Source organism: Modestobacter excelsi, from assembly GCF_005930495.1.
GTDB lineage: Bacteria > Actinomycetota > Actinomycetes > Mycobacteriales > Geodermatophilaceae > Modestobacter > Modestobacter excelsi.
Genome location: NZ_SJEX01000017.1, coordinates 22676 through 42735, shown reverse-complemented (window position 1 = coordinate 42735; position 20060 = coordinate 22676). Strand labels below are relative to the sequence as shown.

Genomic DNA, 20060 nt, shown 5'->3' with positions numbered 1-20060 from the left:
GCTGCGGGCCGCGACCGGGGAGTCCGGTCGCGGCCCGCAGGTCCGTCGGGGCGTCAGCCCCGCTGGCTCAGCTGGCCAGCACCTCGTGCTCGTTGGGCACGCAGTGGGTCATCGTCAGCCCGCTGACGTCACGCGGGCCGTTCTTGCCCAGGTTGGCGGCGCGCTGCAGCTCCGCCTCGGTGAGCGTCTGGGTCTGCAGCGGCGCCAGGCCACGGACGTCGTCCGCGCTGATGCCGATGCCGTCGCCGACGCGCTTCCCCAGCTCGTCCTCGGCCATGAACAGGTGCCAGACCATCCGCTCCTGGATCGGCCGGTCGCACTGGGAGAGGCCGTCGACCAGGTTGGCCACCAGGTCGTCCTTCTCCCACTCCTCCGACAGCAGGTACCGCTGGCCGGCCTGCGTGTAGTCGTCGGTGCGGTCGATCCGCTTGCGGGTGAGCCGGCCGGTGATCTCCGGGCCCTGCTCGTCGTGCGTCGGGTACTGCGCCTCACGCAGGCCACCGGTGATCGACGGCTCGTAGTTCACGTGCGGGTTGGTGCCCTCGGCGCGGTCCTGGTGGAAGGCCATCTGACCGTCGCGCTGGTTGGTCGCCACCCGGGTCCGGGGCGCGTTCACCGGCAGCTGCAGGTAGTTGGGGCCCACCCGGTAGCGCTGGGTGTCAGAGTAGGAGAACGTCCGGCCGACCAGCATCTTGTCGTCGGAGAAGTCCAGCCCGTCGACCAGCACGCCGGTGCCGAAGGCGATCTGCTCGCTCTCGGCGAAGAAGTCCTCCGGCGCGCGGTTCAGCGTCAGGGTGCCGACCTTGCGCAGCGGGAAGTCGTTCTCCGGCCACGTCTTGGTGTCGTCCAGCGGGTCGAAGTCCAGCTCCGGGTGGTCGTGGTCGTCCATCAGCTGGACGTGCAGGTCCCAGGAGGGGAAGTCGCCGCGCTCGATGGCCTCGTAGAGGTCCTTCGTGTGCACGCCCAGCTCACGACCCTGCGCGATCTCCGCGTCGGCCTGGGTCCAGGACTTCACGCCCTGCTGGGGCAGCCAGTGGTACTTCACCAGCTTGGTCTCACCAGCGGCGTTGACCCACTTGTAGGTGTTCACGCCGAAGCCCTGCATGAAGCGGTAGCTCGACGGCGTGCCGCGCGGGCTCAGCACCAGCGTGATCATGTGCATCGCCTCGGGCGACTGCGACCAGAAGTCGAACACCCGGTTGGCGACCTGCCGGTCGAAGTTCACCGGGTCGGGCTTCTGCGAGTGGATGAAGTCCGGGAACTTGATGGCGTCCCGGATGAAGAAGACACCCAGGTTGTTGCCGACCAGGTCCCAGTTGCCGTCCTCGGTGTAGAACTTCACCGCGAAGCCGCGGGGGTCGCGGGTGGCCTCGGAGGAGTCCCGGCCGCCGGCGACGGTGGAGAAGCGCAGGGCGACCGGGGTCTCCTTGCCCTTCTCCTGGAACAGCTTGGCGCGGGTGTACGTCGAGATCGGCTCGTCGCCGACGGTGCCGTCGGCCACGAAGACACCGAACGCGGTGGCGCCGCGGGCGTGCACCACGCGCTCCGGGATGCGCTCCCGGTCGAAGTGGCTGATCTTCTCGAGGAACTGGTAGTTCTCCAGCGTGGCCGGGCCACGGGCACCCACTGTGCGCTGGTTCTGGTTGTCGTAGACCGGGTGGCCCTGACGGTTGGTCAGGATCGGCCGGTCGGCCTCACTGGCCGCCGGTCCCTGCGATGCGACGTCGGTCATGCGCGAACTCCTTCTCGGATCGAACTGCTGGTGGTGCCTGTTCCGTACCCGTGCTGCCTGCGCGCGACCTGGCAGTCCGCGCAGAGCCCCCAGAAGACGACCTCGGCCTCGTCGACGGCGAACCCGGCTGCGTCCGAGGGGGCCAGGCACGGGGCCGCCCCCACGACGCAGTCGACGTCCGCGACCAGCCCGCACTCCCGGCAGACCAGGTGGTGGTGGTTGTCGCCGACCCGCAGCTCGTAGAGCGCCGGCCCACCGGCCGGCTCGATGCGGCGGGCGAGGCCGCTCCCGACGAGCGCCTTCAGCACCCCGTAGACCGCCTGCGGCGAGATCGACGGGTGCACGGCGCGCGCCGCGGTGGCGATGGTGTCGGCGTCGACGTGCGGGTGCCCGACGAGGACGTCCAGCACCGCGAGCCGGGGCCGGGTGACGCGGAGCCCAGCGCTGCGCAGCTGCTCCTCCCAGGCCGTCTCCATCGCCGACGACTCAACCCCGTTTTCTTGAGCCAGTCAAATCAAGCGGAGGCGAGGATGGACGGGCCTTGACGGTCCCCCGGTCCTCGACGTGCCGGGTCACCGCCCGGGCCGGCACCACCGGGTCGGCGGCCCCCGGTCAGGGCTGGCGGCCGAGCAGGGCGGCGAGCCGGTCGATCGCCGGCGACCCCTCGGCGGCCGGCAGGGTCGGCGCGAACGGCTGCCGGCCCTCCGGCAGCCGGCCGAGCAGGTCGCGGCTGAACGCCATCTCCCGGTCGGCGAGCTCGTCGGCGAACGGCGCGGCGCGGCCGGTCGCGCGGGCCAGGTCCCAGCCGTGCACCAGCGTCTCGACGGTCCGCAGGTGCACCACCGCCGGCCCGGGCAACGTGCCGACGGGCAGGGTGTGCGCCCGGTCCAGGACGCCCGGGGCAGCCAGCGCCTGCAGCAGCTCGGCGGCCGAGGTGTCGTAGGCCGCGGCGGGGTCGTCGCCGAGCTGGTCGACGTGCCCCCGGCGGCCGAGCTGGTCCAGCGGCGGCAGCGGTTCCCCGCGCAGCACCCGGGTGCAGAGCCGGCCGCCCCCGACGAGGTGGCCGACCAGCTGGCGGACGGTCCAGCCCGGGCACGGCGTCGGCAGCTGCCACTGGTCGTCGGTCACGGCGTGGACCAGCTGCCCGGTGCCGTCGAGTGCGGCGGCCAGCGGTGCCAGGGGATCGGTCACGAGGTCCTCCAGGGGTCCGTCGTCAGGTCGTCGGGAGGTCGGCGCGCCGCCGGGCGGCGACGTCGAAGAGGTCGCCGTGCTCCTCCACCCGGGCCAGGACGTCGTCGGTGCGGAACCGGACCGACGCCGCGTCCCTCCCGTCGCGGAGCGCGTCGACCTCGGTCCACCGCAGCGGCGTCGAGACCGTGGCGAACGGGCGGGCGCGCAGCGAGTACGGCGCGACCGTCGTCTTCGCGGTGTTGTTCTGGCTCCAGTCGACCAGCACCTTGCCCGGTCGCAGGGCCTTCTCCATCCGCCACACGACCTGCTCGGGTGTCTCGCCGCTCAGCCGCTGGGCCAGCGCCTTGGCGTACCGGCTGGGGTGCTCCTTGTCCTCGCACCGGATCGGCGCGTACACCTGCAGGCCCTTGGACCCCGACGTCTTCACCACCGGGTCCAGCCCGTCGGCGGCCAGCTGCTCGCGCAGCCGGTGCGCGACCCGGGCGCAGTCGACGACGTCGGTGCCCGGGCCGGGGTCGAGGTCGAGGACGAGCAGGTCCGGCAGCTGGGCCGTGCCCTGGTCGTCCACCTGCCACTGCGGCACGTGCACCTCCAGCGCGGCCAGGTTCGCCGACCAGACCAGGTCGGGGACGGCGGTCAGCAGCACCATGTCCAGCGTCTCCCGGCCCCGCGACGAGCCGGGGGTCGGGACGGTCACCGACGCCACCCACCCCGGCGCGTGCCGGGCGCTGTTCTTCTCGAAGAACGCCTGGCCGTCGACGCCGTTCGGCCACCGGGTGAAGGTGACCGGCCGGTGCGCGACGTGCGGCAGCAGCACCGGCGCGATCCGCACGTAGTAGTCGATGACCTGCGCCTTGGTGAACGAGACCTCCGGGAACAGCACCTTGTCCAGGTTGGAGACCTCGAGCTGGCGGCCCTCGATGTGCACCCGCTGACGGCTCACGGCTCGATCACCACCGCCGCCGGGTCGACGTCGTCCCTCAGTCCCCGCCAGGCCGGGTGCCGCAGCCGGCCCTCCCGGGTCCACTGGGTGTACCGCACCTCGCCGACCAGCAGCGGTTCCACCCAGTGCGCGTCCCGGACGACCTCACGGGGCAGCGTGTCGGCGAACGGCGAGGACGTGCGCGCGGTGACCAGCCGGCCGAGCTCGGCCAGTGCCGCGGCGGTGAAGCCGGTGCCGACGTGCCCGGCGAAGACCAGCCGCCCGGTGCCGTCGTGCACGCCGACGAGCAGCGAGCCGATCCCGCCGGCCCGCCGGCCCTCGCCCGGCCGCCAGCCGCCGACGACCACCGACTGGGTGCGCAGGTTCTTCACCTTGCGCCAGTCCGGACCCCGCCCGCCGGGCCGGTAGGGCGAGTCGAGCCGCTTGGCGACCACGCCCTCCAGCCCGTTCTCCAGGCTGGCCGCCTGCACCTGCTCGCCGACCCGGGGGGCGTTGCCCCGGAACCACGGGGTGGTGACCCAGCGGTCCGAGGCCAGGCCGAGCGCGTCGAGGCGCTCCCGCCGCTCGGTCCAGGGCAGCGCGAGCAGGCTCTCGCCGTCCAACGCGAGCAGGTCGAACACCAGGTAGGTCACCGGTGCGGCCGCCGCCATCCGGGCGATCTCCGGGCCGGTGCGGTGCATCCGGCCCTGCAGCAGCCCGAAGTCGGGCCGGCCGCGCCTGTCCAGCGCGACGACCTCGCCGTCGAGCACGGCGTCGTGGCCGGCGAGCACCTCGGGCAGCCGGTGCAGCTCGGGATAGGTGCCGGTGACGTCGTTGCCGCTGCGCGCCCGCAGCCGCAGCCTCCCCGCCCGCACGTGCGCCAGCGCCCGGACGCCGTCCCACTTGAACTCGTACCCCCACCGCGGATCGTCGATGCGGGGCAGCTCCCCGATCGCGGCGAGCATCGGCGGCAGGTCCTCCGGCACCCCGGCGACCGGTGTCGGGTTCCCCACCGGAGGTGTGACGTCGAGCTTGCGCACGTTCCAGCTGCCGTCGGGCAGCCGGAACACCACGTACCGGCCGGTCAGCCGCTGCCCGTCGAAGGAGACGGTGACGTGGTCGTCGGCCCACTTCTCGGTGGCGTAGCGGCCGGCGTCCCAGATGCTCACCTGCCCGCCGCCGTACTCGCCGGCGGTGATGGTGCCGGAGAACGAGGCGTACTCCAGCGGGTGGTCCTCGGTGGGGACGGCGAGCCGGTTGACCCCCGGCTCGGTCGGCGGCCCCTTGGGCACCGCCCAGCTCTTCAGGACGCCGTCCCGCTCGAGCCGCAGGTCCCAGTGCACCCGCTGGCCGGTGCGGCCGCGGGGGGTGTGGTGCTCGTGCACGACGAAGGTGTCGTCGTCCCCGGCAGGCAGCGGCTGGTCCGGCGGCGGCACCGGCTCGGCGGTGCGCGCCGGGTCCCGCTTGGCCCGGTAGGGAGCCAGGGGGTCGTGAGGCGCCACGGGTCAGGCGGTCTTGCGGGCCCGGGACGCGCGCTTGGCCGGCTTGGCCGGCTCGTCGTCGGCCTTCCCGGCGGCGGCCTCCTTGGCGGGCGCCTTCTTGGCCGGCGCCTTCCTCGCGGCGGTGGTGGCCTTCTTCGCCGGGGCCTTGCGGGCGGTGGTCTTCGCCGGCGCCGCCTCGTCGGCGTCGTCCGAGCTGTCGTCGTCCGCACCGGCCGCCGGCGCGCTGCCGCCGGCCCGCTCGACGCTGCGCCGCAGCGCGCTCATCAGGTCGACCACCGCGCCACCGCCGTCGTCGGCGGCGTCGGGCGCCTGCTGCACCTCACCGCCGGACTGCTTGGCCTCCAGCAGCTGCTGCATCGCCTCGCGGTAGTCGTCGGTGAACGCCGAGGGGTCGAAGTCGCCGGCCATCGTCGAGATGAGCGACTCGGCCATCGCCAGCTCGGCCGCCTTGACCGGCACCTCCTCGTCGAGGAAGCCGAAGCCGGGCCGGCGGATCTCGTCGGGCCACCGCATGGTGTGCAGCACCAGGACGCCGTCGCGGACCCGCAGCGCGGCCAGCGACTCCCGCTGCCGGATGGCGATCTTGGTGATCGCGACCTGGCCGGCGTTCTCCAGCGCGGTGCGGAGCAGCACGTAGGGGCGGGTGGCCACCCCGTCGGGCTCCAGGTAGTAGGTCTTCTCGAAGTGGATCGGGTCGATCTGCTCCTGGTCGACGAACTGGAGCACCTCGATCTCGTGCGTGGTGCCCAGCGGCAGCTGGTCGAGGTCCTCGTCGGTCAGCACGACGAGCTGGCCGTCAGGGAGCTCGTAGCCCTTGGCGATGTCGGCGTACTCGACCTCCTCGCCGTCGACCGAGCAGACCCGCTTGTACTTCACCCGGCCGCCGTCGGTCACGTGCACCTGGTGGAACCGGATGTCGTGGTCCTCGGTCGCCGAGTACAGCTTCACCGCGATGCTGACCAGGCCGAAGGAGACCGCGCCCTTCCAGATCGAACGCACGCCAACCTCCTGGCTCGGGCCCGCGACACCCATGTCCCGTCAAGATCGCAGGATAGGGCGTCCGGGCCCGTCGCGGCAGCGCGAGGAGGCCACGCTGCGTGGTCGACCACCCGGTCGGGTGACCCGGCGGGCCGCAGGCGGCCACCACCGGGCGGCCAGGCACCCTGAGCGCGACGGCTCAGACGTCCTGGCCGACGGCTCAGACGTCCTGGCCGGTCAGGCTCCCGCCGTCCTCTCCCCGCCCTTCAGCGCACCGTTCTGGATCGCGTCGTAGACGAACTGCAGGACGTCGGAGCCGGCGACCATGGTCATCGTCAGGGCGGCCAGCCGGGTGGCGCGAGGCGCGGTCACGTAGCCGAGCACGAACCCGGTGCCGACCCACTGCGCCATGCAGAAGGGGCAGGTCAGCAGCTCGCCCACGGCGTGCTTGACCCCGCCGTGCTCCCGCACGACCTCGGCGACCTCTGCCTCCCCCGACGTCCCCTGGTATCTGACGAACGGTGCGCGCACGGGCGCGGTGACCGGGTCCTTGGCGATCCGTCGGGCCAGCCGGAACGTGCCGACGGTGAGCAGGACGGCGTCGCCCACCGGGATCCTGCTGGGCAGCTCCCGGCCGGTGGCCCGGATCGCGGCCGCTGCCGTGCCCACCAGTCCGAGGTAGACGCCCATCGCCCCCAGGTCCGCACCCAACGGTCGCGCCTCGCCCTGCGTGTACTCCTGCTTCTGGGTGCGCGCCCATCGCCGGACCGGCTCGCCCATCGCCCGCACGTCTGCCATCGCCATTCCCGGTCGCTACCCGCCTGACGTGATCGACAAGCCCGGACGGCCTCGGCGATGGGTCACGCATGGCGCCGGGACTGGCGGGTAGGGCGATCGCACGACGCCGGTCACCCGATCGGCTCCCCCCGTCCACCGGACGGCGAGCGTGCGCGCACCGCGGCACGCAGAACGGAGGCACCACCATGACCGAGCCCGACCAGGCCGCCCGCGACTCCGCGCTGAACGACGCGGAGTTCCCCGACGACGAGCGCGGCATCACCGGCACCCTGGACCGCGAGGGCGGCAGCACCGAGCCCCAGGGCCAGACCGCGCGCGACATCTCCTACGAGGACGACGGTGTCCCGGACATCGCCGACGACGACCACCCGACCGAGGAGCTGGCCGAGGACCCGGAGTTCGCCCCGGTGCCCGGTGAGCGGGCGAACGCCAGCGTCGACGTCGGCACCACCGCGTTCGAGCAGTCCGAGGGCGAGTCGCTGTCCGGCCGGCTCGACCGGGAGGAGCCCGACACCGGGCTGGACCCGACCGACGACGTGCGGGCCGCGGAGACCCACGACCGGACCGTGCCGCAGATCTCCCAGGACGGCCTGTCCGACCAGGCCGACTCGTTCACCGACAGCGTCAGCGACGACGTGATCGCCAGCGGCGAGGACCCGATCGGCGGGGAGGGTCCCGAGGAGCGGGCCATGCACCTCACCGACGGCTGACCCCGCGGGCGGCCTGATTGGTGCCTCCCTCACCACGAGGCTAGGTTGGGCGCCACGGTTGAGCAGCCAGCCGTCGCCTGCCCAGGCCCTGGGCGGGCGCGTCCGGAACACCCTGCGTGTCCCGGGCCGCGTCGGACCGGCCGGTGCACCGCAGTACATTGGCCGGGTTGAGCGTGCCCGACGGGCATCGCCGCTGAGAGGAGCTGCAGTCCGTGACCTCATCCGAGTCGCCCGCCGAGGGCTCGCGCGACGTGTCGGCCCCGGCTGACTCGAACGAAGCGCCCTTCGACGACGTGATCACGTTGTCGACCTCCACCGACGGCGACGGCACGGTGACCGTGACGGTCGTCGGCGAGGTCGACACCTTCACCGCCCCGGTCCTGCGGGCATCCCTGGACACCCAGCTCGAGCAGCAGCCGACCGCCCTGGTCATCGACCTGTGCGGCGTGCAGTTCCTCGGTTCGGCCGGGCTGGCCGTCCTGGTGGAGACCCAGAAGTCGGCGCGCTCCCGCGACGTCGGTCTGCGGCTGGTAGCCAACACCCGCGCCGTGACCCGCCCGCTGGAGGTCACCGGCCTCATCGACCTCTTCACGATCGCCGAGAAGGCCTAGCACCCCGGTCCTCCCGCGAAGAGCACGACGGGCACCTCTCTCGGGAGCGGTGCCCGTCGTGCTGTTCGGCCCCGCTGCAGGGGCCCGCGCCGAGCGTGGGGGGGCAGCGGGGTCCTTCGTCAGGCGCTGAGCAGGCTGCAGACGCCGGCCTCGAGGGTCCGCTGCGCCGTCCGGTCGTCGGGTGCCTGGGAGGCCTCGGCCAGCGCGTCGGCGATCGTCTCGCCGTGCTCGTACCGGTCGACCACCCGCGGGTCGACGTAGCTGGCCTTGCACACCGCCGGGGTGTTGCCCAGCTGCTCGGAGACCTTCACGTAGGCCTGCCGGACCACCTTGCCCCGCGCCGTCCTGCTCTTCGGCGGGGGACCCTCGGCCAGCGTGGCGGCCATCATCACCGTCGCGGTCCACGTGCGGAAGTCCTTCGCGGTGATCTCCGCGCCGCTGATCTCCTTGAGGTAGGCGTTGATTTCGTCGCTGGTGATGTCGTGCCAGCTGCCGTCGGCCAACGGGTAGCCCAGCAGCTCGTGGCCCTGGTCGGCCGGCCGCCTGAGCAGCTCCCGGACCACCACCGCGGTCGGCTTGTCGATCAGCTCCAGCTCGCGCTCGATGCTGCCCTTGGCGGTGTAGTGGAAGAAGACCTGCTCGCCGCGCACCTCGACGTGCTCGCGGCGCAGGGTGGCCAGCCCGAAGGTGCCGTTGTCCTCGGCGTACTGCTCGCTGCCCACCCGGAAGGCCCCCAGGTCCAGCAGCCGCACACCGCAGGCGAGCACCCGGTCGCGGTTCAGGCCCTTCGTGCCCAGCGCGTCCAGGACGGCATCCCGGACATCGGGCAGCTGGTGGCTGATCTCCAGCACCCGCTCGTGCTTGGCGGCGTCCCGCTTGACCCGCCACAGGTCGTGGTACCGGTACTGCCGCCGACCGGCGGCGTCGGTGCCGACCGCCTGGATGTGGCCGTTGGGCCACGGGCAGATCCACACGTCCTTCCAGGCCGGCGGGATGGCCAGCGACTTCAGCCGGTCCAGCCGGTCGTCCCTGATCAGCACGCCGTCGGAGTCGAAGTAGGCGAACCCGCGTCCGGCGCGGCGTCGCGTCCAGCCCCGGGCGTGCAGGTCACTACGGCGCAGTCTCACGCCGTTGGGATGGGCACGATCGGGTCGGCTCAAACCCGGAGGAGGGGCCCGTCATCGCCAGCAGGAGGGGGTCGCCCCGGTGCCGAGGTGGGGATCCGGGCCGACCGGTCTACCGTCAGGGGTTCCGGGCACAGCCCGGCCCCTCCGCACCGTCCGGCGCTCGCGCGCCTGGCGGGGCCTGCGGTGGGTGCGCTGAGATGGACCGCCACGCTCCTGTCCGGGACGTGGGGACGACGAAGGAGCGAACGACGCATGGTCGACACGACGGGCGCCGATGCCCCCACCGGCGAACGGCGCGCCGAGCGCCTGGAACTGAAGGTCCCGACCTCGCCGACGCAGCTCCCCGCGGTGCGCGCGATGGCTGGTGACCTCGCGATGCGGATGGACTTCGACCTCGACGCGGTCGAGGACCTCCGGCTGGCCGTCGACGAGGCCTGCGCCACGCTGGCCTCGGTCGCGCTGGGCGGCTTCCCGCTGACCGTGGTCTTCGAGGCCAGCCGCGAGGGCCTCCGCATCGATGCGTGGGTGCCCACCTCCCCCGGCGTCGACGTGCCGCGCGACGGCTTCGGCTGGGCGGTGCTGCAGGCGCTGGTCGACACCGTCGAGGCCGGCCCGAGCGACCAGGCCACGGTGGCCGCCGGCAACGGCTCGGACACCCCGGTCGCCGGCATCGCCCTGGTCAAGAAGCTGCGCCGGTACAGCCGGGACGACCTGCTCACCGAGCCCGGCGCTGACGTCTCGGTCGCCCGGTGACCCCGGCGGCTGCCACGGACTCGCCGGCCGCCGACGACGCCGCCGTCCTCGCCGCGGGTGAGACCGCCCGACCCCGCACTCCCGCGGACGACGCACCGGTCGTCCCCGGAGCTGCCCCGGAGACCCTGGAGACGACCACGGACCCCGACGACGCCCCCACGGAACGAGACCCCGCCGACCCGGCGCCGGACGACGTCGTCGTCGAGGCGGTCGAGGTCGTCGAGGAGGTCGAGGTCGCGACCGAGGTCGTCGCGGCACCCGAGGCCCCGGCCGCGGTCCCGCTGTCGGAGAACCGCAGCCGGGCCGAGCGGACCGCGCCGCTGTTCCTGGAGCTGTCCACCCTGGAGAAGGGCGACCCGCGCCGGGAACGGCTGCGGGAGATCCTGGTCGAGGAGCACCTGCCGCTGGTCCGGCACTTCGCCCGCCGGTTCAGCAACCGCGGGGAGCCCTTCGACGACCTGCTGCAGGTCGGCACGCTCGGCCTCATCGCGGCGATCGACCGGTTCGACCCGACCCGCGGGGTGGAGTTCCTCTCCTTCGCCGTCCCCACGATCACCGGGGAGATCAAGCGGCACTTCCGCGACCAGGGCTGGTCGGTACGGGTGCCGCGGCGGCTGCAGGAGCTGCACCTGTCGCTGAACGCGGCGGTCAGCGAGCTGTCCCAGAAGAACGGGCACGCCCCCACGCCGTCGGAGCTGGCCGAGCACCTGGGCATCCCGCGCGCCGAGGTCCTGGAGGGCCTGGCGGTGGCCAACGCCTACCGCAGCAGCTCCCTGGACGAGCGGCTGTCCGGCGAGGAGGACTCCCCCACCCTGGCCGCGACGCTGGGCGAGGAGGACGCCGCGCTCGAGGGCGTGGAGTACCGCGAGTCGCTGCAGCCGCTGCTGGCCACCATCCCGGCCCGCGAGCGCCGCATCCTGATCCTGCGGTTCTTCGGGAACATGACCCAGTCGCAGATCGCCGCGGACATCGGCATCTCGCAGATGCACGTCTCGCGGCTGCTCAGCCAGACCCTGGCCAAGCTCCGCGAGGGGCTGTTGAAGGACTGAGCCCCGGACGACGAACGGCCGGTACCGCAACTGCGGTACCGGCCGTTCGTCGTCTCGGGCTACTCCTGCTCGGGGGCGCCGATCTGGGGCGGCGTGCTGCGGACGTCCTCGGCGGCCTGGGCGAGGGACGGCCGCGGCGGCGCGGCGCTGGGCAGGCCGGGCTCCACGCCGATGCTGGACAGCGAGATCTTCGCCTCGGGCTGCTCGGCGGCCGGCGGCAGGTTCGAGTCGAACCAGCTGCTGGTGTCCAGCGACTGGGCCGCGGCTGCCGGAGCGGCCACCGCCGCAGCCTCGCCAGCGGCCCCGTTGCCGTTGGCCGACGCATCGACGTCCAGCCAGGACCGCTGCTCGCCGTCCGAGCCGCCCAGCCGGGACAGCCCCTCCAGCGCCTTGCTGAACTCGCTGGGGACGATCCACATCTTGTTGGCGTCGCCCTGCGCGATCTTCGGCAGCGTCTGCAGGTACTGGTAGGCCAGCAGCCCCTGGTCGGGCTTGCCGTCGTGGATGGCCTGGAACACCGTCTCGATCGACTTCGCCTGGCCCTGCGCCTGCAGGAACAGCGCCGCCCGCTCACCCTCCGCGCGGAGGATCCGGCTCTGCCGCTCGGCCTCCGCATCGAGGATGGCGGCCTGCTTCTTGCCCTCGGCCGAGAGGATCGCCGACGCCTTCTGCCCTTCGGCCGTGGTGATCGCCGACTGGCGCTGCCCCTCGGCGGTGAGGATGACCGCGCGCTTGTCCCGGTCGGCGCGCATCTGCTTCTCCATGGAGTCCTGGATGGACGGCGGCGGGTCGATCGCCTTGATCTCCACCCGCGCCACCCGCAGCCCCCACGGACCGGTGGTGCCGTCGAGGACCTCACGCAGCTGGGAGTTGATGCCGTCCCGGCCGGTGAGCGCCCCTTCCAGATTGAGCCCGCCGACGACGTTGCGCAGCGTCGTGGTGGTCAGCTGCTCCATGCCGGTGATGTAGTTGGCGATGCCGTACACCGCCAGCCGCGGGTCGGTGACCTGGAAGTACACCACCGTGTCGATGCCGACCTGCAGGTTGTCCGCGGTGATCACCGGCTGCGGCGGGAAGGAGATGACCTGCTCGCGCAGGTCGATGGTGGCGCGGACCCGGTCCACGAACGGGACGAGCAGGGCCAGGCCGGGTGACAGCGTCCGGCTGTACCGGCCCAGACGCTCGACGACCTTCGCCTGGGCCTGCGGGACGATCGTCACGCTCTTGGCGAGGACGATGACCACGAAGAGCGCGATCACGATGAGCGCGATCAGTGCGGGTTCCACGGTGCTCCGTTCCTAGGAGGTGGTGCGTGCCAGCGATCCTGCACCGTCCGAGACGGACACGTCACCGATTCCGTTCCCGGCTTCCGCGGACGGGGCTCAGCAGCGGCCGACGAAGGCGACCGGCCCCTCGATCTGCACGATCCGCACCTCGTCGCCCACCTCGAAGACCTCGTCGTCGAGCTGGGTGCGCGCCGTCCACTCGTCGTGGCCCATCCGGATGCGCCCGGAGTCGTTGTCCACCCGCTGGCTCACCACCGCCGTGCGCCCGACGTAGACGGCCACGCCGTCGATCTGCTCGGGGGTCCGGTCGACCAGGTGCCGCTTGGCGACCGGGCGGACGACGACCAGCAGGGCCACCGAGACGACGGCGAAGGCGAGGAGCTGCAGCGGCACGCTGTCGGTGAGGAACGCCGCGCTCATCCCGCCCAGCGCACCGCCGGCGAACATCAGCAACACCAGGTCCAGGCTGGCCACCTCGCCGGCGGCGAAGAGGCCTGCGGCGATCAACCAGAGCAACCAGGCAGCCACGCTTCGCAGTCTGGCACGCGCCGCCCGTCCGGCGGTGCCCTCGACGACGGGTGGCGCGCGGGTCGTAGCCTCGTCAGTCGTGCACGACATCGCCGCCGGCCGGGTCGCCGTCTGGGCCACCGCCTGGCTCTCCGGCCGGACCTCCTACGACGCCGCCCTCGACGCCCTGCTGGGCGACACCGCCCACCGCGTGGTCGGGCTCCCCGGCACCGACGAGGCGGTCCCGCTGGGCTGGGCGCTGAGCGCGCTGCGCGGGCTCGGGGAGCGGCGGCTGCGGCTGGTGCTGCCGGTGCCCGGGGACACCCGGGGCATCCCGGCCGTCCCCTCGCTGGTCGCGGCGGCGCTGGAGTCCGGCCAGGCCGCGGTCGGTGAGCGGGTCGCACTGGTGCCCGAGGACCTGGGCCCGGAGGCGGTCTCCTGGACGGCGGTCGACCTGGCCGGCGCCCCGCCGGTCCCGCCGGCGGTGGAGGGCAACCTGCGGGCGGTCTCCGGCGAGCTCGACCTCGCCGTCGGCGATGCGGCCCGCACGCTGGTGGCGCTGGACCTGGCGCGCTGGAACCCCGAGGTGCCCGCGCTGCTGGCCGGGCTGGCCAAGACCGTCCGCGCACCCGGGCTGCCCGCCGACCACGACCCGCTGGCGCTGTCGGTGCTGGGCCGGGCGCAGCGGCTCTCCCAGGTGCTCGACCTGGCGATGGCCGATGCCCCCGGCGCCGCCGTGACCCACGCGCAGGCCGCGGCCCGGGACGACGCGCTCCGCCCGCTGGCCGACGCCGTCCGGCACGCCACGGTCGCCGCCTACAACGCCATCCCTCGCTAGGCGCGGCTGCCGACGGGCCGGGCGGGGCGCTGCACGAAACAGCAGCTCGCGGGGCAGTTGGTGCCCAGCCGCGGCTCGCCGCCGGCCCGCCGTTCCTCCAGCAGCTCCCGCAGCGAGGTGACGAAGGCCGGGTGGGTGCCGGCGGTCCCCGCGCGGACGAACGCCAGCCCCAGCTCGCCGGCGGTCTCCTCCGCCTCGTTGTCCAGGTCCCAGATGACCTCGAGGTGGTCGCTGATGAACCCGACCGGGAAGACGACGACCGCCTTCTCCCCCGACCCGGCCAGCGCCCGCAGGTGGTCGTTGACGTCGGGTTCCAGCCACGGCACCGACGGCGGCCCGCTGCGGCTCTGCCAGACCAGGTCGAACGGGCGCCCCGGGGCCGCGGCGTCCACGACCAGCTGGGCCGCCCGCATCAGCTCGGCCTCGTACGCCCCGCCCTGCGGCCCGGCGACGGCGGCCATCGCGTCCGGGATGCTGTGCGCGGTGGCCACCAGCCGGGCGGTGTCGCGCACGTCCTCGGGCAGCGTGGCGATCGCGGCGGCCAGCGCCTCCGCGTTGGCCTGCACGAAGCCGGGTGCGTCGAAGTAGTGCGGCAGCTTCTCCGCGGTCGGGCCGGCCGGCGCGGTCGGGTCGAGCTCCAGCGCGACCCGGGCCCGGGCGACGTCCTCGTGGTACTGCCGGCAGCCGGAGAAGGAGGCGTAGGCCGAGGTCGCGAGCACGTAGGCGTGCGCGATGCCGTCCTCGGCCATCTGCCGCCAGGCGTCCTCGACGTAGGGCGCCCAGTTGCGGTTGCCCCAGTACACCGGCATCTCGATGCCGGCCGTGGCGAGCTCGGCCTGCAGGGCGGCGACCAGCGCCTTGTTCTGGTCGTTGATCGGGCTCACCCCGCCGAAGTGGTGGTAGTGCTCGGCGACAGCCTCGAGCCGCTCCCGCGGGATGCCGCGGCCACGGGTGACGTTCTCCAGGAACGGCATCACGTCGTCGGTGCCCTCGGGGCCGCCGAAGCCGAGCACCAGCAGCGCCTCGCGGCGGCCGGCGGGGGCGGGTGCGCGCGAGGGCTCGACGCCGCCGTTGTTGCGGACGGCGAGCGACGGGTCCTGGTCCGGCTGCTGGCCGGGAGGGGTGAGGGAGGCACCTGCGGGCATCGGGTGCCGGGGGCGTGCGAGGTCGGTCACCGGACCGTCACACCCCCACCGCGGGGCTCCGTCATCACACGCCCACGGCGTGGAAGCCGCCGTCGACGTGCACGATCTCACCGGTCGTCGCCGGGAACCAGTCCGACAGCAGCGCGGCGACGGCCTTGCCGGCAGGCTCGGTGTCGGTGACCGACCAGCCCAGCGGCGCGCGACCCTCCCAGGCCTCCTCGAACTGCGCGCTGCCCGGGATAGACTTCATCGCCATGGTGCGCAGCGGTCCGGCCGCGACCAGGTTCACCCGCACGCCCTCGGAGCCGAGCTCCCGGGCCAGGTAGCGGGAGGTCGACTCCAGCGCCGCCTTCGCGGCGCCCATCCAGCCGTACACCGGCCAGGCAACGGTCGCGTCGAAGGTCAGCCCGACCACGGAGGCGGTGTCGCCGAACAGCGGGCGGCAGGCCTGGGTGAGCGAGGCCAGCGACCAGCTGGACACCTGGAACGCGGTGGCCGCGTGCTCCCACGCCACCTCGGTGAACCCGTCGCCCATCGCCTCCTGGGGAGCGAAGCCGATCGAGTGGACGACGCCGTCCAGACCGTCGACGTGCTCGCGCAGCCGGTCGGCCAGGGTCGACAGGTGCTCGGTGTTCGTGACGTCCAGCTCGACCACCGCCGCCTCGTGCGGCAGCCGCTTGGCGATCCGCTGGCACAGCGACAGGGCGCGGCCGAAGTTGGACAGGACGACGGTGGCACCCTGCTCCTGCGCGATGCGCGCCACCGAGAAGGCGATCGACTGCTCGGTGAGCACGCCGGCGACCAGGATCTTCTTGCCCTCGAGAATGCCCATTGTCAGTGCCCCATCCCTAGTGCCCCATGCCGAGGCCGCCGTCGACCGGGACGACCGCCCCGGTGATGTACCCCGCCTGCTCGCCCGCCAGGAAGCGGACGACGCCGGCGATCTCGTCCGCCTCGGCGAGGCGGCCCAGCGGCACCTGCCCGAGGATCTCCTGCTGCCGTGCCTCCGGCAGCTCCGCGGTCATGTCCGTGGACACGAAGCCCGGCGCCACCACGTTGGCGGTGATGTTGCGGCTGCCCAGCTCGCGGGCGATCGAGCGGGCGAGCCCGACCAGCCCGGACTTGCTGGCTGCGTAGTTGACCTGCCCGGCGGAGCCCAGCAGCCCCACCACCGAGCTGATGAAGACCATCCGGCCGGAGCGGGCGCGCACCATCTTCGGCGCCGCGCGCTTGGCGACCCGGTAGGCGGCGGTGAGGTTGGCGTCGATGACCTCGGTGAACGCGTCCTCGCCCATCCGCAGCAGCAGCCCGTCCCGGGTGATGCCGGCGTTGCTCACCAGCACCTCGACCGGGCCCTGGTGCTGCTCGACCTCGGTGAACGCGCGGTCCACCGCCGCGGCGTCGGTGACGTCGCACTCCACCCCGAACAGTCCCTCGGGAGCACCGCTGCCGCGGTGCGTCACCGCGACCGAGTCGCCGGCCTCCGCGAACGAGCGGGCGATCGCCAGCCCGATCCCCCGGTTCCCGCCGGTCACCAGCACCGACCTGCCCACCGTGCCCACCTCATCGCCGCCGGCCGCCTGTCCCGTCGGGGGTGAACCTATCCGGTGGGCGCAGGTCGCACCCGCCCGAGCCCGGGAGGTCCCGCCCGGTCGGCCGGGCCTTCCGCTGCTGCCCGTCCCTGGCTAGCTTCGGCAGTCCGGAGGCTGGGAGGTGGGTCCGTGGACGCACTGCTGCCGTTCCTCAGCGGCCGCCGGGCCGTGGTCGCCTGGCTGGTGGCCGCGCTGCTGGTCACCTTCCTGACGACCCGCTTCGTCACCCGGGCCATCCGCGCCGGCCGGGGGCCGTTCCGCGACGCCAGCGTCGGCGGGGTCCACCTGCACCACGAGGTCTACGGCATCTTCCTGCTGCTGGGCACCGGCACCGCCGAGTTCACCTACCGCCCCGGCGGAGCGGGGCAGTACGTGCTCGCGGCCCTGTTCGGGGTCGGTGCCGCGCTGACGCTCGACGAGTTCGCGCTGTGGCTGCACCTGGACGACGTCTACTGGTCCGCCGAGGGGCGCAGCTCCGTCGACGCGGTGCTGCTGGCGCTGCTGGTCGGCGGCCTGCTGCTCTTCGGCGCCAACCCCTTCGACACCGACGGGGCCGGCGGCGAGGTCGCGGTGGCGGTCACCGTCGTCGTCAACACGGTGTTCGCGCTGATCAGCATCCTCAAGGGCCGGGTGGTGGCCGGGGTGGTGGGGGTGTTCGTCCCGGCCGTGTCCGTGGTGGCCGCGCTGCGGCTGGCCCGGCCGACCTCCCGCTGGGCCCGCCGCAGGTACCCCGCCGGGTCCGACCGCGCGCGCCGGGCCCAGGAGCGCTTCCCGGCCGGCCGGCGCAACCGCTGGGACGGGTTGGTCGACCTCTTCGCCCCCGGCACGCGCCCGGCGCCACCTCGCAGCGCCGCCCGGGTGGACGGCTGATCGCGGGGCGATCCGATCCCCCCACCTCCGCCCGCAGGAACGGACCTCGCCGGAGCCGGACGCGACTAGCCTGCGGAGGTGGCCCACGAGGACGGCGACACCCGGCGGGCGGGGCGGTCGGCGCAGAGCCGACCCGCTCCCGCCCGTGCCCGGCGTGGCCGTGACGTCGGGGCGGTCGGAGGCCTCGGCGAGGTCATGAGCGAGGTCGCGCGGTCGCTGCAGCAGGAGCACGCCGACGTGGAGGCGACGCTGCAGACGATCACCGCCGGGGCGGTCGACGCCGTGCCGGGTGTCGGCTCGGCGAGCATCAGCTACGTGACCGGGCGCCGCACCGTGGAGTCCCGGGCGGCGACCGGTGAGCTGTCCCGCCGGGCCGACGAGCTGCAGACCGGGCTGCACGAGGGGCCCTGCCTGGACTCGATCTGGACCCAGCGGACGGTCCGCATCGACGACATGGCCACCGAGCGGCGCTGGCCCCGGTTCGCGGCCGGCGCCGCCGCGCTGGGTGCCGGCAGCTCGCTGAGCTTCCGGCTCTTCGTCACGGAGGACGACCTGGGCGCGCTCAACCTCTACTCCACCGAGCCGCACACCTTCGGCGAGGAGTCCGAGGACATCGGCCTGGTCTTCGCCGCGCACGCGGCGGTGGCGCTCGCCGGCGCGCGGCACGAGCACGACCTGCAGGTGGCGCTGGGCAGCCGGGACGTGATCGGGCAGGCCAAGGGCATCCTCATGGAGCGCTACAAGCTGCGGGCGGACGACGCCTTCCTGCTGCTCGCGCGCGTGTCCCAGCGCACCAACCGCAAGCTGGTCGAGATCGCGCGGGAGCTGACCGAGACCGGCGCGCTGCCCTGACCCGGCAGGGCAGGGCGGCGGGGTCGTCGTCGTACGTTGTCGACCGCACGCTGCCGGGTTGGCTCCAGCCGATCACGTCCGGGCCTCCGCCCGCCGATGGAGGGAGCGGGCCGGGAGCACAGGGCGGTGCGCACGACCCCTCGCGGAGCACCGCCAGGACGGGGAGGGCAGTTGACCGACGTGATGTGGGGGAACCGACCCCCGCCCGCACTCGAGGGCGGTGCCGTCCTCGACGGGCGGTGGACCCCGGGGTCCGCGGCCGAGCTGACCCAGTGCCGGCGCCGGCTCGCGGCCGCGCTGGGCGCCGAGCAGGCGGCCGGGACCGTCACCGGAGGTGCGGTCGAGCGGTTGCTGCTGGTGTTCGAGGAGGTCGGCTCGAACGCGCTGCGGCACGGTCGCGGGCCGGTGGAGATCACCCTGACCCGCACGTCCACGCACTGGCTGCTCGAGGTGAGCGACGCCGCCGTCGACGTCGGCCCCGACCCCGCCGTCGACCGGGACGCCGCGCTCGGCGGCCTGGGGCTCTACGTCGTCGCCCGGGTGTGCGGAGCCCACGGCTGGTTCACCGACGGTGCGCGCAAGACCGTCTGGGCGCGGGTCGACCACACCCGCGCCGAGGCCCCGTCGGAGGTCGTCGACGCCCTGCCCAAGCCGCGCCTGGCGGCGACCAGACGGCAGCAGCCCTGCCGGTGACCCCGGGTCCGGTCCTGGACCGGGGAGACTGGTCCCGATGACCGACGCTCCTCCGCCACCCCCTGCGGGTCGCCCGGCGCACCACCACCCCCGGCTCTGGCTGGCGGTGGCGCTGGGCGGGCTCCTCGGTGCGCCCGTCCGGTACGCCGTCGGCCGGTGGCTGCCCACCCCGGCGGAGGGCTGGCCGACCGCGACGTTCCTGGTCAACCTCGCCGGCGCCTTCCTGCTCGGCCTGCTGCTGGAGGCCCTCGCGCGCCGCGGCCCGGACGTCGGTCGCCGGCGGGCGCTGCGGCTGTTCGCCGGGACCGGCTTCTGCGGTGCGCTGACCACCTACAGCACCCTCGCGGTCGAGGTCGACCTGCTGGTCCACCACGACCGCTGGCCGGTCGCCGTCGCGTACGGGGCGGCCAGCGTGGTCGCCGGCCTGGTGGCGGCCGGCGCGGGCATCGCCGTGGCGGTGGGCCACCACCGGGTCCGGCAGGCGCGGACCGCGGACTCCCCGGCCGTCGGGGGCGCCCGGTGATGGCCGTGTGGGTGGCGCTGGCCGGCAGTGCCGGGGCGCTGGCGCGCTTCGGCCTGGACGGCGGCATCAAGCGCCGGTGGCCCACGACCTTCCCCTGGGCCACGCTCCTGATCAACGTCAGCGGGTCGCTCCTGCTCGGGCTGCTGACCGGCCTGGTGCTCTTCCGCGGCGAGCCCGATGCGATCAGGATCGTCGTCGGGACCGGGTTCTGCGGCGGCTACACGACCTTCAGCACCGCCTCCTTCGAGACGGTCCGGCTGCTCCAGACGGGTCGGCGCCTGCAGGCCGCGGTCAACGCCGTCGGCAGCCTGCTGCTGACGGTGCTGGCCGGAGGTGCGGGCCTGGCGCTGTCCCAGCTGGGCTGACCGGGCCGCGCGGCGG

Annotated in this window: 23 protein-coding genes; 10 read left to right on the top strand and 13 right to left on the bottom strand. The window is 73.9% G+C overall.

Annotation, left to right across the window (positions count from 1 at the left end):
* Nucleotides 1-67 precede the first annotated feature (67 nt).
* The 7 genes from FHL80_RS08445 to FHL80_RS08415 all read right to left on the bottom strand — a co-directional run bounded on the left by FHL80_RS08445 (nt 68) and on the right by FHL80_RS08415 (nt 7129).
* Complete coding sequence (locus FHL80_RS08445) at nt 68-1732, bottom strand: catalase (RefSeq protein WP_138732982.1); 1665 nt, start codon at nt 1730-1732, stop codon at nt 68-70.
* A complete protein-coding gene (locus FHL80_RS08440) occupies nt 1729-2208 on the bottom strand; it encodes a Fur family transcriptional regulator (protein WP_138732981.1) in 480 nt (159 codons plus the stop codon). Before FHL80_RS08440 ends, FHL80_RS08445 begins: the two co-directional genes overlap by 4 nt.
* 136 nt (nt 2209-2344) lie before the next feature.
* Nucleotides 2345-2923: a TIGR03086 family metal-binding protein gene (locus FHL80_RS08435; RefSeq protein WP_138732980.1), complete on the bottom strand. Its 579-nt coding sequence runs from the start codon at nt 2921-2923 to the stop codon at nt 2345-2347.
* Between the two features lie 22 nt (nt 2924-2945).
* The gene (gene ligD / locus FHL80_RS08430) at nt 2946-3866 is read right to left on the bottom strand and encodes a non-homologous end-joining DNA ligase (protein ID WP_138732979.1); all 921 of its coding nucleotides are present in this window, start codon (nt 3864-3866) and stop codon (nt 2946-2948) included.
* Nucleotides 3863-5347, bottom strand: coding sequence for a non-homologous end-joining DNA ligase (gene ligD, locus FHL80_RS08425; RefSeq protein ID WP_138732978.1), 1485 nt, complete (start codon nt 5345-5347; stop codon nt 3863-3865). Before ligD (FHL80_RS08425) ends, ligD (FHL80_RS08430) begins: the two co-directional genes overlap by 4 nt.
* A gap of 3 nt (nt 5348-5350) precedes the next feature.
* Nucleotides 5351-6346 (bottom strand): non-homologous end joining protein Ku, encoded by a 996-nt coding sequence (gene ku / locus FHL80_RS08420; RefSeq protein WP_138732977.1) that lies wholly within the window; start codon nt 6344-6346, stop codon nt 5351-5353.
* A 216-nt stretch (nt 6347-6562) separates the two neighbouring features.
* Nucleotides 6563-7129: a DUF1360 domain-containing protein gene (locus tag FHL80_RS08415; protein ID WP_138732976.1), complete on the bottom strand. Its 567-nt coding sequence runs from the start codon at nt 7127-7129 to the stop codon at nt 6563-6565.
* 179 nt (nt 7130-7308) lie between these two features.
* Here FHL80_RS08415 and FHL80_RS08410 point away from each other — a divergent pair, with 179 nt between their 5' ends.
* Nucleotides 7309-7833: a hypothetical protein gene (locus tag FHL80_RS08410; RefSeq protein WP_138732975.1), complete on the top strand. Its 525-nt coding sequence runs from the start codon at nt 7309-7311 to the stop codon at nt 7831-7833.
* 212 nt (nt 7834-8045) lie between these two features.
* Nucleotides 8046-8444 (top strand): STAS domain-containing protein, encoded by a 399-nt coding sequence (locus FHL80_RS08405; RefSeq protein WP_138732974.1) that lies wholly within the window; start codon nt 8046-8048, stop codon nt 8442-8444.
* A gap of 119 nt (nt 8445-8563) precedes the next feature.
* Here the strand turns inward: FHL80_RS08405 and FHL80_RS08400 are convergent, their stop codons facing one another.
* The gene (locus tag FHL80_RS08400; protein WP_246078554.1) at nt 8564-9571 is read right to left on the bottom strand and encodes a DNA topoisomerase IB; all 1008 of its coding nucleotides are present in this window, start codon (nt 9569-9571) and stop codon (nt 8564-8566) included.
* A 252-nt stretch (nt 9572-9823) separates the two neighbouring features.
* Between FHL80_RS08400 and FHL80_RS08395 the strand changes: the two genes are divergently transcribed.
* A complete protein-coding gene (locus FHL80_RS08395) occupies nt 9824-10324 on the top strand; it encodes an ATP-binding protein (RefSeq protein WP_138732973.1) in 501 nt (166 codons plus the stop codon).
* Complete coding sequence (locus FHL80_RS08390; RefSeq protein WP_138732972.1) at nt 10321-11373, top strand: RNA polymerase sigma factor SigF; 1053 nt, start codon at nt 10321-10323, stop codon at nt 11371-11373. Before FHL80_RS08395 ends, FHL80_RS08390 begins: the two co-directional genes overlap by 4 nt.
* A 59-nt stretch (nt 11374-11432) precedes the next feature.
* Here FHL80_RS08390 and FHL80_RS08385 read toward each other — a convergent pair whose 3' ends face one another.
* Entirely contained in the window at nt 11433-12659 is a 1227-nt protein-coding gene (locus tag FHL80_RS08385) for an SPFH domain-containing protein (protein WP_138732971.1), read from the bottom strand.
* 96 nt (nt 12660-12755) lie between these two features.
* Nucleotides 12756-13187, bottom strand: coding sequence for an NfeD family protein (locus FHL80_RS08380; RefSeq protein WP_138732970.1), 432 nt, complete (start codon nt 13185-13187; stop codon nt 12756-12758).
* A gap of 79 nt (nt 13188-13266) precedes the next feature.
* Here FHL80_RS08380 and FHL80_RS08375 point away from each other — a divergent pair, with 79 nt between their 5' ends.
* Nucleotides 13267-14004 (top strand): Rv1486c family protein, encoded by a 738-nt coding sequence (locus FHL80_RS08375; protein ID WP_138732969.1) that lies wholly within the window; start codon nt 13267-13269, stop codon nt 14002-14004.
* On the opposite strand, the gene FHL80_RS08370 is transcribed toward FHL80_RS08375, so the two are convergent.
* Genes FHL80_RS08370 through fabG form a run of 3 tightly spaced genes read right to left on the bottom strand, consistent with a single transcriptional unit; the run spans nt 14001 to nt 16702 of the window.
* On the bottom strand, nt 14001-15179 hold the full coding sequence (locus FHL80_RS08370) for a ferrochelatase (RefSeq protein WP_246078553.1): 1179 nt from the start codon (nt 15177-15179) through the stop codon (nt 14001-14003). The genes FHL80_RS08375 and FHL80_RS08370 overlap by 4 nt on opposite strands.
* 34 nt (nt 15180-15213) lie before the next feature.
* On the bottom strand, nt 15214-15981 hold the full coding sequence (gene fabI / locus FHL80_RS08365; protein ID WP_246078552.1) for an enoyl-ACP reductase FabI: 768 nt from the start codon (nt 15979-15981) through the stop codon (nt 15214-15216).
* Between the two features lie 16 nt (nt 15982-15997).
* The gene (gene fabG / locus FHL80_RS08360; RefSeq protein ID WP_138732967.1) at nt 15998-16702 is read right to left on the bottom strand and encodes a 3-oxoacyl-ACP reductase FabG; all 705 of its coding nucleotides are present in this window, start codon (nt 16700-16702) and stop codon (nt 15998-16000) included.
* A 168-nt stretch (nt 16703-16870) separates the two neighbouring features.
* On the opposite strand from fabG, the gene FHL80_RS08355 reads away from it, so the two are divergent.
* From FHL80_RS08355 to crcB, 5 genes are all read left to right on the top strand, one after another.
* Nucleotides 16871-17611: a hypothetical protein gene (locus FHL80_RS08355; protein ID WP_138732966.1), complete on the top strand. Its 741-nt coding sequence runs from the start codon at nt 16871-16873 to the stop codon at nt 17609-17611.
* Nucleotides 17612-17689: 78 nt separating this feature from the next.
* Nucleotides 17690-18463 carry a GAF and ANTAR domain-containing protein gene (locus FHL80_RS08350; protein WP_246078551.1) on the top strand — a complete coding sequence of 258 codons (774 nt, stop codon included), beginning with the start codon at nt 17690-17692 and terminating at the stop codon, nt 18461-18463.
* Nucleotides 18464-18643: 180 nt separating this feature from the next.
* The gene (locus FHL80_RS08345; RefSeq protein WP_246078556.1) at nt 18644-19156 is read left to right on the top strand and encodes an ATP-binding protein; all 513 of its coding nucleotides are present in this window, start codon (nt 18644-18646) and stop codon (nt 19154-19156) included.
* 37 nt (nt 19157-19193) lie between these two features.
* Entirely contained in the window at nt 19194-19679 is a 486-nt protein-coding gene (locus FHL80_RS08340) for a fluoride efflux transporter FluC (RefSeq protein WP_138732964.1), read from the top strand.
* Nucleotides 19679-20044: a fluoride efflux transporter CrcB gene (crcB, locus tag FHL80_RS08335; RefSeq protein ID WP_246078550.1), complete on the top strand. Its 366-nt coding sequence runs from the start codon at nt 19679-19681 to the stop codon at nt 20042-20044. The genes FHL80_RS08340 and crcB overlap by 1 nt, the downstream gene beginning before the upstream one ends.
* Nucleotides 20045-20060: the final 16 nt, after the last annotated feature.

Coding starts and splice junctions, on each gene's coding strand:
- FHL80_RS08445 (WP_138732982.1), bottom strand. CDS start 1,732: ATGACCGACGTCGCATCGCAGGGACCGGCGGCCAGTGAGGCCGACCGG.
- FHL80_RS08440 (WP_138732981.1), bottom strand. CDS start 2,208: ATGGAGACGGCCTGGGAGGAGCAGCTGCGCAGCGCTGGGCTCCGCGTC.
- FHL80_RS08415 (WP_138732976.1), bottom strand. CDS start 7,129: ATGGCGATGGCAGACGTGCGGGCGATGGGCGAGCCGGTCCGGCGATGG.
- FHL80_RS08410 (WP_138732975.1), top strand. CDS start 7,309: ATGACCGAGCCCGACCAGGCCGCCCGCGACTCCGCGCTGAACGACGCG.
- FHL80_RS08395 (WP_138732973.1), top strand. CDS start 9,824: ATGGTCGACACGACGGGCGCCGATGCCCCCACCGGCGAACGGCGCGCC.
- fabI (WP_246078552.1), bottom strand. CDS start 15,981: ATGGGCATTCTCGAGGGCAAGAAGATCCTGGTCGCCGGCGTGCTCACC.
- FHL80_RS08340 (WP_138732964.1), top strand. CDS start 19,194: ATGACCGACGCTCCTCCGCCACCCCCTGCGGGTCGCCCGGCGCACCAC.
- crcB (WP_246078550.1), top strand. CDS start 19,679: ATGGCCGTGTGGGTGGCGCTGGCCGGCAGTGCCGGGGCGCTGGCGCGC.